Origin of the sequence: Mycobacterium sp., assembly GCF_025965855.1 — a bacterium.
GTDB lineage: Bacteria > Actinomycetota > Actinomycetes > Mycobacteriales > Mycobacteriaceae > Mycobacterium.
In genome coordinates, this window is sequence record NZ_JAOPWB010000169.1 from 1 (window position 1) to 9,688 (window position 9,688).

At 64.2% G+C, this 9,688-nt stretch carries 9 protein-coding genes and 1 pseudogene; 4 read left to right on the forward strand and 6 right to left on the reverse strand.

The window, feature by feature from the left end:
- Positions 1 to 151 (reverse strand): hypothetical protein (locus JWP83_RS13640; RefSeq protein WP_297730677.1); only part of this gene is annotated, 151 nt, incomplete at its 3' end.
- A gap of 548 nt (positions 152 to 699) precedes the next feature.
- Here JWP83_RS13640 and JWP83_RS13645 point away from each other — a divergent pair.
- Together JWP83_RS13645 and JWP83_RS13650 are read left to right on the forward strand one after the other, a co-directional pair.
- Positions 700 to 2,196: an adenylate/guanylate cyclase domain-containing protein gene (locus tag JWP83_RS13645; protein WP_297730661.1), complete on the forward strand. Its 1,497-nt coding sequence runs from the start codon at positions 700 to 702 to the stop codon at positions 2,194 to 2,196.
- A 103-nt stretch (positions 2,197 to 2,299) separates the two neighbouring features.
- Entirely contained in the window at positions 2,300 to 3,241 is a 942-nt protein-coding gene (locus tag JWP83_RS13650; RefSeq protein ID WP_297730663.1) for a class I SAM-dependent methyltransferase, read from the forward strand.
- Positions 3,242 to 3,263: 22 nt separating this feature from the next.
- Here JWP83_RS13650 and JWP83_RS13655 read toward each other — a convergent pair whose 3' ends face one another.
- The 4 genes from JWP83_RS13655 to JWP83_RS13670 form a co-directional block, all read right to left on the reverse strand.
- Positions 3,264 to 4,040, reverse strand: coding sequence for an SDR family oxidoreductase (locus JWP83_RS13655; protein ID WP_297730665.1), 777 nt, complete (start codon positions 4,038 to 4,040; stop codon positions 3,264 to 3,266).
- Positions 4,041 to 4,049: 9 nt separating this feature from the next.
- Positions 4,050 to 4,565: a hypothetical protein gene (locus JWP83_RS13660; protein ID WP_297730679.1), complete on the reverse strand. Its 516-nt coding sequence runs from the start codon at positions 4,563 to 4,565 to the stop codon at positions 4,050 to 4,052.
- A 190-nt stretch (positions 4,566 to 4,755) separates the two neighbouring features.
- The gene (locus JWP83_RS13665; protein WP_297730667.1) at positions 4,756 to 5,973 is read right to left on the reverse strand and encodes a cytochrome P450; all 1,218 of its coding nucleotides are present in this window, start codon (positions 5,971 to 5,973) and stop codon (positions 4,756 to 4,758) included.
- Between the two features lie 33 nt (positions 5,974 to 6,006).
- On the reverse strand, positions 6,007 to 7,122 hold the full coding sequence (locus JWP83_RS13670; protein ID WP_297730669.1) for a cytochrome P450: 1,116 nt from the start codon (positions 7,120 to 7,122) through the stop codon (positions 6,007 to 6,009).
- Between the two features lie 347 nt (positions 7,123 to 7,469).
- Between JWP83_RS13670 and JWP83_RS13675 the strand changes: the two genes are divergently transcribed.
- A complete protein-coding gene (locus JWP83_RS13675) occupies positions 7,470 to 8,060 on the forward strand; it encodes a hypothetical protein (protein ID WP_297730671.1) in 591 nt (196 codons plus the stop codon).
- Between the two features lie 21 nt (positions 8,061 to 8,081).
- Positions 8,082 to 9,149, forward strand: a complete 1,068-nt coding sequence (locus JWP83_RS13680; RefSeq protein WP_297730673.1) for a hypothetical protein — start codon at positions 8,082 to 8,084, stop codon at positions 9,147 to 9,149.
- 14 nt (positions 9,150 to 9,163) lie between these two features.
- Here JWP83_RS13680 and JWP83_RS13685 read toward each other — a convergent pair.
- Positions 9,164 to 9,688: pseudogene (locus tag JWP83_RS13685) on the reverse strand (acetyl-CoA C-acyltransferase); the annotation flags it as partial.

The following is a 9,688-nucleotide window of genomic DNA, read 5'->3' on the forward strand; positions in this document are numbered from 1 at the left end:
CCGCCGCCTCCACATCAGCCCTGCCCGCCAACGCCACCTGGGCCGACACCTGACCGGTGCTCGGGTTGAAAACGTCAGCGGAGCGGCCGGACCGGCCGGCGGCGCGCTTGCCATCGATGAAATGCGGTATCTGTCTCGTTGGCGCAGTCATCATTCCGTCCTGGGTTTGTGTTTTCGGGGTCGAACTGGCAAGACGCTTCATCGGCCGCAGGGCGACGGCGGCGGATACGGACTCGGCGGCATAGCGCAGCGTGTGCTCTGAGCAGCTATTGCGGTGACGTGACCACGTTGCGGCGGCACGGATTCTCACGGAGACGGCAAGGGGCCTCACTGCAGAAGTAGAGTATCTGATGCTCGGTAGGATAGTCGTCATTTGCGTGGACAGAAAGTACTGTTCTACCTATGGAAGCACATGGTGATCGCAGATTGCCGCGGCCCACATCCAAACGGTCCAGCGGGGAGACCGAGCGCCCGTATCGGCCAGGCAGCTTTTTCTTCGGTGCGGACCGCTGCGGCCGTTTCATCCGGCCTCTTTGAGGTTCCTATGAGGGCCTGGGTTGCTGACGAAGACGTCAACGGTGCCGAAAAAGCCGAGTCAGATGGCAAGGCACGCATCGTCGCCTATGCCTGGCTCTGCCCGTATCCGAGCGTCATGCGGACCGCCTGCCTATCGACCCGGCCATTCCAGAACTAAGACGGATGACGAGCAGGCGCAAGGCAGCCATTCGGATTGGAGCCAGCTATGCGGCTGCGTTGACTTCCGCGCATATCGTTGCGGCCGGCGCGGTGTCGTTGGTGGTCGTGTCGCTTACCCAAAACACCGGCGGGGACCCTGGCGCCCTGTCCACCAGTAGGAACTTGATCGCCTTGTGCGGTCTGGCCGCAATCTCGGCGACCGTCGGTGCGCTGGCGGGTGTCTTGAACGTGGTCCCGTCCTTCCGTTGGTTCGCCGAAGGCGCCGAACCAACGCCCGCTCAACAGCGCGCGGCCATGCGCATAGCTGCCCGCCAAACCATCGTCCAGTTCGGTATCTGGGTCGCTAGCGGGGCGGTATTTGTTCTGGTCAACCTTCGTGCGGGTGGCACCGTCGCGTGGGTGATCGGTACCGCCATTCTCTTCGGTGGTGCCGCCACCGCCTCTATGGGCTACCTGATAACTCAACGGGTCCTCCGGCCCATCGTCGCGGCATCGATGAAGACCGCAACACCGACCGGCAAAATGCCGGGTGTCCTTGCGCGCCTGATGATTACATGGGTTCTCTTCAGCGCGTTGCCTATCGGGGGGATCGCGTTGATCGTCCTGTCACACTCCAATGGCTGGTTCGTGCGGAAGTCAGCGCCGATTGAGACGCCGATTCTGGTGCTCGCCGCGGTGTCGCTCGCCTTGGGATTGCGAGCGATGGTCTTGGTCGCCCGGTCGATCTCCGACCCCATTCGTCAAGTCGTCGTCGCAATGACCGAGGTGGAACACGGGGAGGGCAAGGCGCTCGTCGAGGTCTACGAGCCCTCCGAAATCGGGCGACTCCAGGTTGGGTTCAACCGGATGGTGGCAGGACTCGAGGAGCGTGAACGCCTACGCGACCTCTTCGGGCGCCACGTTGGTGCCGACGTCGCCCGCCAGGCACTCGAACAGGACGGCTCCCTCTCGGGCGAGGTTCGAGACGTCGCCATCCTCTTCATCGATCTGGTTGGGTCAACGGCGATTGCCGCCTCCCGGCCGCCAGAGGAAGTGGCGGAGATCCTCAACGACTTCTTCCGCATAGTGGTTGCTGCCGTGCATCATCGGCGCGGCCTGATCAATAAGTTCGAAGGTGACGCCGTCCTGGCGGTCTTTGGGGCACCCATCGGTATCGACGAACCGACGTCGGCGGCACTCGCGACGGCTCGTGTGCTCGGAACGGAACTGAGGAAACTTCCACTGGTGGACTTCGGCATCGGAGTGACCGCCGGTGTGGTGTTCGCGGGCAATATCGGCGCGGAGAACCGCTACGAATACACGGTGGTTGGAGACGCCGTCAACGAGGCCGCGCGCTTGGCCGATCAAGCCAAGGAGTGGGGCTCCAGAATCTTGGCGTCCGGCAGCGCACTCGCCGGTGCCAACACCCCGGAACGGAAACATTGGATGACGCGGGGGTTCGCGACGCTTCGGGGCCGCTCGGCGATTACCGAGCTGGCAGAACCGCTGTTGAACGGCTGAGACCCTACGGCGAGGCGTCCCCGCCTCATTTTGTAAGCGTAGCTAACATTTCATATAGGGTTGGAAGACAGCTTGTTTCACCGACATCCGCGAAGGGACTCCTGTGGCCAGAACTGACGACGACAGGTGGGACATCAACGAGAGCGTCGGCGCGACCGCTTTAGGAGTCGCCGGTGGGCGGGCGGCAGAGACCAACAGTGCCGATCCACTGATCAGCGATCCGTACGCACAACTGTTCCTCGAAGCGGTCGGCGATGGCATCTGGCGGATCTACCTGCACGAAGAATTGCCAGCCGAATTGGTCGATCTCGATCCACAACTCGAGGGACGAATGCAGGCGATGCTGGGCTATACGGCGTGCCGGACGAAGTTCTTCGACGAGTACTTTCTCGCGGCAGCCCGCGACGGCATCCGGCAGACCGTGATCCTGGCGGCCGGGCTGGACTCGCGTGCCTGGCGGCTCGCCTGGCCGCCCGGACGTGTGGTTTACGAGATCGACCAGCCCAAGGTGCTGGCATTCAAGACCGGCACGCTGCAATCCCACGGCGTCAGCCCGATCGCTTGCCACGTCAGCGTTGGCATCGATCTGCGTCTGGACTGGCCGACAGCGCTGGCGCAGGCCGGGTTTGACGCGTCGGTTCCCACGGCGTGGTCGGCGGAGGGGCTGTTGCCGTACCTGACAGCCGACGCCCAGGACCTGTTGTTCGACCGGATCCAGTCGCTCAGCGCTCCCGGCAGCCGTGTCGCGGTCGAAGCATTCACCAACGAGTTCTTCAGCCCCGACAGCTCCGCGCGCCGCGAAGAGCAGACGGAACTGTATCGGGCCGCCGCGATCAAGCTGGGCGGCAAAGACATCACCGAGTCCGGCAACCTGCTCTATGAGGAGGAACGCACCGAGGTCAACGACTGGCTGCGAGCCCACGGCTGGACCGTCACCGCCGCGACCAACGCGGACGATCTGATGGCAACCCACAACCGGGCCGTCCCAGCCGGTCTCGACGCCGCCATCCCGGAAAGCGTCTTCGTCGAAGGCCGACTGCACTGACCGTCGCGCGGTTCTCGGAGGTCTATTTCGGGGGCATCCTGATCCCGCCGTCCACCCGGACGACCTCAGCATTCATGTAGGAGTTGGTCACCAGTTCGACAACCATCGAAGCCAACTCTTCGGGGTCGCCCAGGCGGTGTGGGAACAGCACGGACTCGCCCAGCTTCGCCTTGAAGGCTTCCGACCCCTCCCCCTCACCGTAGATCGGGGTGTCGATCAGGCCGGGCGCGATGGTGTTGACCCGGATCCCGACCGCGGAGAGGTCACGCGCAACCGGCAGCGTCATGCCCACGATGCCGCCCTTGGACGACGAGTACGCGGCTTGTCCGATCTGTCCGTCGAAGGCGGCGACGCTGGCCATCGACACGATCGCGCCGCGCTCGCCGCCGGCCAGCGGCTCCGTGCGGCCCATCGCGGTTGCGGCCAACCGGATGCAGTCGAAGGTGCCGATCAGGTTGATGGCGATGACCCTCTTGTAGGCGTCGAGGTTGTGCGCCGAGTCGAACTGACCGTCTTTGCCGATCGTGCGCTGTGCCCAGCCGATGCCGGCGGAGTTGACCAGAACGCGCAGCGGCCCGAGGTCGACTGCCTCATTCACGGCCGCCTCGATCTGCTCAGTATCGGTGACATCGACGCTGACGAACGTGCCACCGATACTTTTGGCAAGCTCTGCCCCGCGGTCTGCCTGCAGGTCGGCAACGACAACCTCCGCCCCCCTCGCGGCCAACTGCCGGGCAGATGCCGCGCCGATGCCCGACGCGCCACCGGTGACTATTGCGCTAGCTCCGTTGATATCCACGACGACAGGTTAGCTAACGTGGCAGCCGGCCGGGACGAGGTCGGCGACCAAAGCACACCCACTCAACCGGCTGCGGAACGTCTCGGTCATGCCGACCGACGCGTTCGCGGCCGCCGCCGCCGCGAGCGCCTGCGCCTTGAAGACCCGCGCCGCAGCGCTCAAATGATGCTGCACCGAATCCGTAGCCTCGTCGAACTCTGCCGACCGTGCTTCACCCCACAGCGTCACCTCAATCAGCTTGCGCTCAAGAGCCTTCAGTACGCCCCTGCGCACTCGCAAGTCGCTGCCGAATAGATCAGTCGCGACCGCCAGAGCTTGCGGACGCGGACGATCGTCCCGCGATACGAAGGCGTAGTCGAGGCTGAGGGTCTGGGTTCCCAGGATCTGCAGCGGCCGCACATCGGAGTGGTCGGCGATGAAAACAGTAACGTCCCACCCGGCCATCACCCGGTCGAACAACCACCCGCCGGCGTGGGTCACCACCTCGAGCACGCTCGGGGCAACGACATCGAGCCGATATCTGATGTTGAGCCCGTCGGCGGGATTTCGTGTGTGATCGACTGCGCGTGCTGCTTGAACACCTGGATCAGTGGTATCTAAGGATCGAGCGGTCATATAGTTTCCATTCCGTTGATGGAGGCGATAACTTCTACCGCCGCGATGCCGATCCCTGCCGTGACCACGACCACGCGCAGCGCACCATCCGCCGTGGTCCTCACTGGGGGCTGGCGCAGAGGTGGAGCTGCGCGTGCCGGCGGACCAGCAGGCTGTCCACCCACCGCGGGGGGCTGACAGGGTCGATCGAGAAGTCGCGGGTTTGCTCGAGGATTGCGGTGAGCACCGCGCGGGCTTCGATGCGGGCGAGGGCGGCCCCGACGCAGAAATGGATGCCGTGCCCGAAAGCGAGATGGTGTTTAGGGGAATCGCGCGTCAGGTCGATGTGGTCCGGGTGGTTGAACTGCGCGGGATCTCGGTTCCCAGCCGCGAAGAAGAGCAAGACCGTGGAACCCGAGGCGATGTCGACGCCTCCCAGTGTGGTGTCGTGCGGGACGCTGCGCATCATTTGCCGAAACGGTGACTCGAGCCGCAGGGCCTCCTCCACGAATACATCGAGGTCCTGCGGCTTTTCGCGCAGCCGCTGCTGCAACTCGGGATTTTCGGCGAGCATCCGGACCGCGTTGCCCAGCAGGCTGGTCGTAGACTCTCCGCCGGCGCTCAGGAGGGTGTGCAGGATGTTGGTGGCTTCGGCCATCTGCAGGGTGCCGGCATCCAGCGCCCGCCGCACGGCCAGCAGGATCCCTTCCTCATCCCCGTCTGCGTTGCCCGCGATCTGCTCGGTGATCCACGCCTGGATAGTGCCAATGCGAGTGACGAGGTCGCTGAGCTGATCCAGGGGCAACGTGGCGCCAACCATCGTGGTGGAGTCGAATGCCGCTTCCAACAGCTGCATCGGGTCGATACCGCGGAAGCCGATCAGCTCGGCCACCACCGTGATCGGCACGACATTGCCGATCGTCGCCATGAAATCGAACCTGTCGTCGCTTAGGGCCTGCTTGACGGTGGTCCCCGACAACGCGCGGATGTCGCCCTCCAGTGTGCGCATGCGCCGTGCCACCAACTCCGGGAAGACCGCGCGCCGGTGCGTCGTGTGCGCGGGAGGGTCGGCGGTCGCCAGCGTCTGCATCGCCGCCTCACCGAAGTCGAGACGGGCAGGCAGCCCATCTCCGTCGCGGTAGAGCAGACAACGCATGGTGGAGGAGAAGTCCTCGGGCCGCGCCACGGCCTCCGACAACAGCTCGAAGGTACTGATGACGACGACGTCCGTGCCGGGCACCGCCCACACCGGCGCCTGCTCCCGCAGCGCCGCGTAGAAGTCGTAGGGGTCCTGCAGGACCGCCGGGTCCAGCAGCATCGGGGCCGTCAACTTGGTCATGCGTCTGCGTTCAACTGCGATTTCCCCCGCGCACTAAGACACCCACGCTAGTTCGACCCGTTGCCAGCCGTTGAGCAGTGCCGTCGGATTGCGTTGCAGCGGAGCATCGGTCACTTCGAGGCGGTCCAGGTAGGGCAGTAACCCGCCGATCGCCGCCCGCACTTCCTGGCCGGCCAGGTGAGCACCCAGACAGAAGTGGATACCGTGGCCGAACGAGAGGTTCTTGGCGGCCGGACGGGTGATCAAAAAACGGTCGGGGTCATCGAACCGCCGGGGATCCCGATTGGCGGCGGCCATGTGCAGTGCGATGATGGCCCCCTTCGGGATCGTCATTCCCGCAACCTCGGTGTCTTCGGTCGCCTCGCGAAACGCGAATTGGATCGGGGCCGTCAGCCGGTTCGCCTCATCAACCGCGCTCGGCAACAACGACGGATCGTCGAGCAACAATTTGAGCTGATCGGGGTTAGCCAGCAGTTCGACCACGGCGTTGCCGATGAGGTTTGTCGTCGTCTCGTTGCCGGCGACCATGATGGTGATCGCCACCATCAATGTTTCGACATTGCTCAGCGACTCGTTGTCGATCGCAGCGACCATCGCGCTGACCAAATCATTCCGAGGCTCAACTCGCCTCGCCTCGATCAGCGGCACGAAGTACGTGCTGAACTCCTTGATGGTCCTCAACATCAACTCGTTGCGTTCCGCGGCACTGTTGAAATTGTTGCCGGCAGCGGCAGCGAACGCGTCGGACCAGCACTTAGCGCGCCCGTACTCGCTTCGGTCGATACCGAGGATGTGGCAGATCATCTCCACCGGCAGCGGAACAGCCAGCCGCTCGACGAGATCGAAGGTGGGAAGCTCGCTAATACCGCTTAGGCAACGGTCGACGATCTCAGTGATCGCGTCGGCCATCTCCTTGATTCGTGGGGGTGTGAAACCCCTGCTCACAATTCTGCGTATCCGGGTGTGTTGGGGCGGGTCAGCGGCGGCGATGGTTTTGGCGGATGCCATCTCGCTCATGTCGACAGGGATGCCCTCGGTCAGGGCGATGAGTCGCTCGATGACCTCGGGTTTCATCTCGGCATCCGCCGGTGCCGAATCTCCCTCGTAGGGGTTGGGGCGCGACGAGAACACCGCAGGATTCGACTGCACGGCCTTCACGTCATCAAATCGCGATATCACCCAGATGTTCGAAGCACTGCGGTAGACGGGAAACCGCTCTCTCAGTTCCGCATAAACCGCTGGCAATTCCTCAGGGGAACCAGGCTTGAACGGCTCGAACTGCAACACACTTCCGTCGGCCGACAATGTCTCTCCTGTTCCTTGGCAAACGCCCCGCGGGCCATCTCGCATACCGGACGTCAGGGGCCCGCTACAAGGGCATGTTCGTCATAGTAGGACGTCATTTGCGTACAAAGCAAGGATCGGTAGAGTACGACAGCACCTATTGTCATCCACTGCTGGGCCGCTGGGTGCAGACGTGTCGATGAGGAGATGAGATGGTGTTCGCTACTCACGTTGCGAAGGTGGTAGGCGCCCTGGCGAAGGGACTCGAAAGCGCCGCGCCAACGCGCCGAGTAACGATCTACCGGACGCCGGTGGCGTTGCTAGGCGCGCAGATCTGGGCCGTGACAGTGCTGAATCACAGCACCTCTTTAGCCGTCGATCTGCAGGTCTTCGTGGACGCGGTCGACTCCGAGGGCCACGATCTACCCGGCGGCGCCACACGCTCCACGCAAGCGATCGCAGACGTCTTCGCCAGGCTGAGGGCTGGTCCGTGGCCCGACGAGCATCACCCACTGCTCGAACCGGGCGGGGTGTTACCAACTCGGCAGCCGGCGTTCCTCGCCAACCGGATGGACCTTGTTGCTGCACACAATGCAGTGGACTTCCCGCGCTGGCTACGGCCAAACCAACACGCGTCCGCCCTTTACTCGTTGGAATCCAACGCTTCTCTGAAAGTGCGCATCCAATTCGAGGACGAGACGGCCACGGTGTGGTCTAGAGCGAACGACGCAGAGCCCGAGAGGGTTTCGTCAACATCGCCCAGCCGCCCCGAGCGGCGACGTACCGCTTCCGCCGGCGAGTAGAGCGACAGAAAGGCTCGCGTCATGTCATCAGATACCGGCAGGCCCACCACCATCCCCTGCTACGAGGAGGTCGGCGACTGGGCAGATCTGTCCGCGGTTCCGGGCGCGGCGTCCTGTTGGGTGCACAACGCTGTCGTCGCCACCGACGGCGGGGAGATCATCGGTTTCCACGCTGGACGACTCGTCGCGTTCGACACCGACGGCCAGCTGCTCCGCGTGGTCGAGACGAGCCTCACCGAAGGCCACGGCATCACGCTCGTCCGCGAGGACAATGCCGAATTCCTCTGGATCAGCGACCCCGGATTCGTGTTCAGCTGCGGCGCCGACGACGGCGACCCCAACTGGGCTCCCATGTTCGGCAAGGGAGTCCACTGCCACACCCGGACACCCCGCGTGGTGAAGATGACCCTGGACGGTCAGATCCGTTCCGAGTTGGCTATTCCCCCGCGGGATCCGGCCATCCCGGCCGGTCCGATGGGACCGTACTGCCCGTGTGGCTGTGCCGTGGACGAGGAGCGGTTCGGCGGAAAAGGCGACATCTGGGTGGCGGACGGATACGGATCAGGCGTCGTACACCGCTTCGACAAGCATGGAAACCATCGGTCCACACTGACCGGCGACGAAGCCGGCCAACGACTGGCGTGCCCACACGCAATCTTCATCGATCGCCGCAAACCGGTCCCGGAGCTCTACATCGCCGACCGAGTCAACACCCGCGTGCTCGTCTACGATCTCGACGGCCGCTACCTGCGGACCTTCGGTGAGCAGATCCTCAACAGCCCCAGCGATTTTGCGCAGTGGGGCGACCTGCTGGTCGTCGCCGAGCTCTACGGGCGAGTGACCGTGCTCGATCCCGAGGACCAGTTGCTCGGGTACATCGGCGACGACCCCGCCGCGGCCCAAGGGTGGCCGACCCGGCCGGGATGGCCCAATGCGCTAGCCGACGACGGGCATACGGAGATACCCCACCTGCCCCGGCACGATCGCTTCAATTCCCCGCACGCTGTCGCAACGGACGCCGACGGAAACCTCTATGTGTCTGAATGGTTGCTGGGCGGGCGATACACCAAGCTCACCGTCCACCGCTGAGCTTTCGGCTCGAGCTAGATCCGTTCGACGACCAACGCTGAGCCCATCCCTCCCCCGGCGCACATGGCGACCACACCGACGCGCGAATCGCGCCGTGCGAGTTCATGAACGATCGACACCACCATCCGGGCGCCTGTCGCGGCGATCGGGTGACCGAGGCTGATACCGCTACCGTTCACGTTCACGATTGAGTCGTCCAGGCCGAGGTCACGCGTGCACGCCACGGCCATCGTGGCGAACGCCTCGTTGATCTCGAAGAGGTCCACGTCTCCCGATGTGAGACCACTGCGCTTGAGCGCCAACGGGATTGCGGTCACCGGGGCAATACCGGTGTGCTCGACCTGCACACCGACAGATGCCCACCCCCGGATCCGTGCCAGCGGTGTCATGTCGCGACTGGCCGCGAAGTCGGAGCTGCCAACGACCAGCGCGGCGGCGGCATCGTTGATACCCGCGGAGTTTCCAGCGGTGACAACGGCATCGGGTATCTCCGGGTGCAGCACCTTCAGCCCGGCGAGCGTTTCGGGGGTGGTGTCCCG

Bases quoted from the DNA above. Each gene is read 5' to 3' on its own strand.
- JWP83_RS13675 (WP_297730671.1), top strand. From the start codon at position 7,470: ATGGTGTTCGCTACTCACGTTGCGAAGGTGGTAGGCGCCCTGGCGAAG.
- JWP83_RS13665 (WP_297730667.1), bottom strand. From the start codon at position 5,973: ATGACCAAGTTGACGGCCCCGATGCTGCTGGACCCGGCGGTCCTGCAG.
- JWP83_RS13680 (WP_297730673.1), top strand. From the start codon at position 8,082: ATGTCATCAGATACCGGCAGGCCCACCACCATCCCCTGCTACGAGGAG.
- JWP83_RS13645 (WP_297730661.1), top strand. From the start codon at position 700: ATGACGAGCAGGCGCAAGGCAGCCATTCGGATTGGAGCCAGCTATGCG.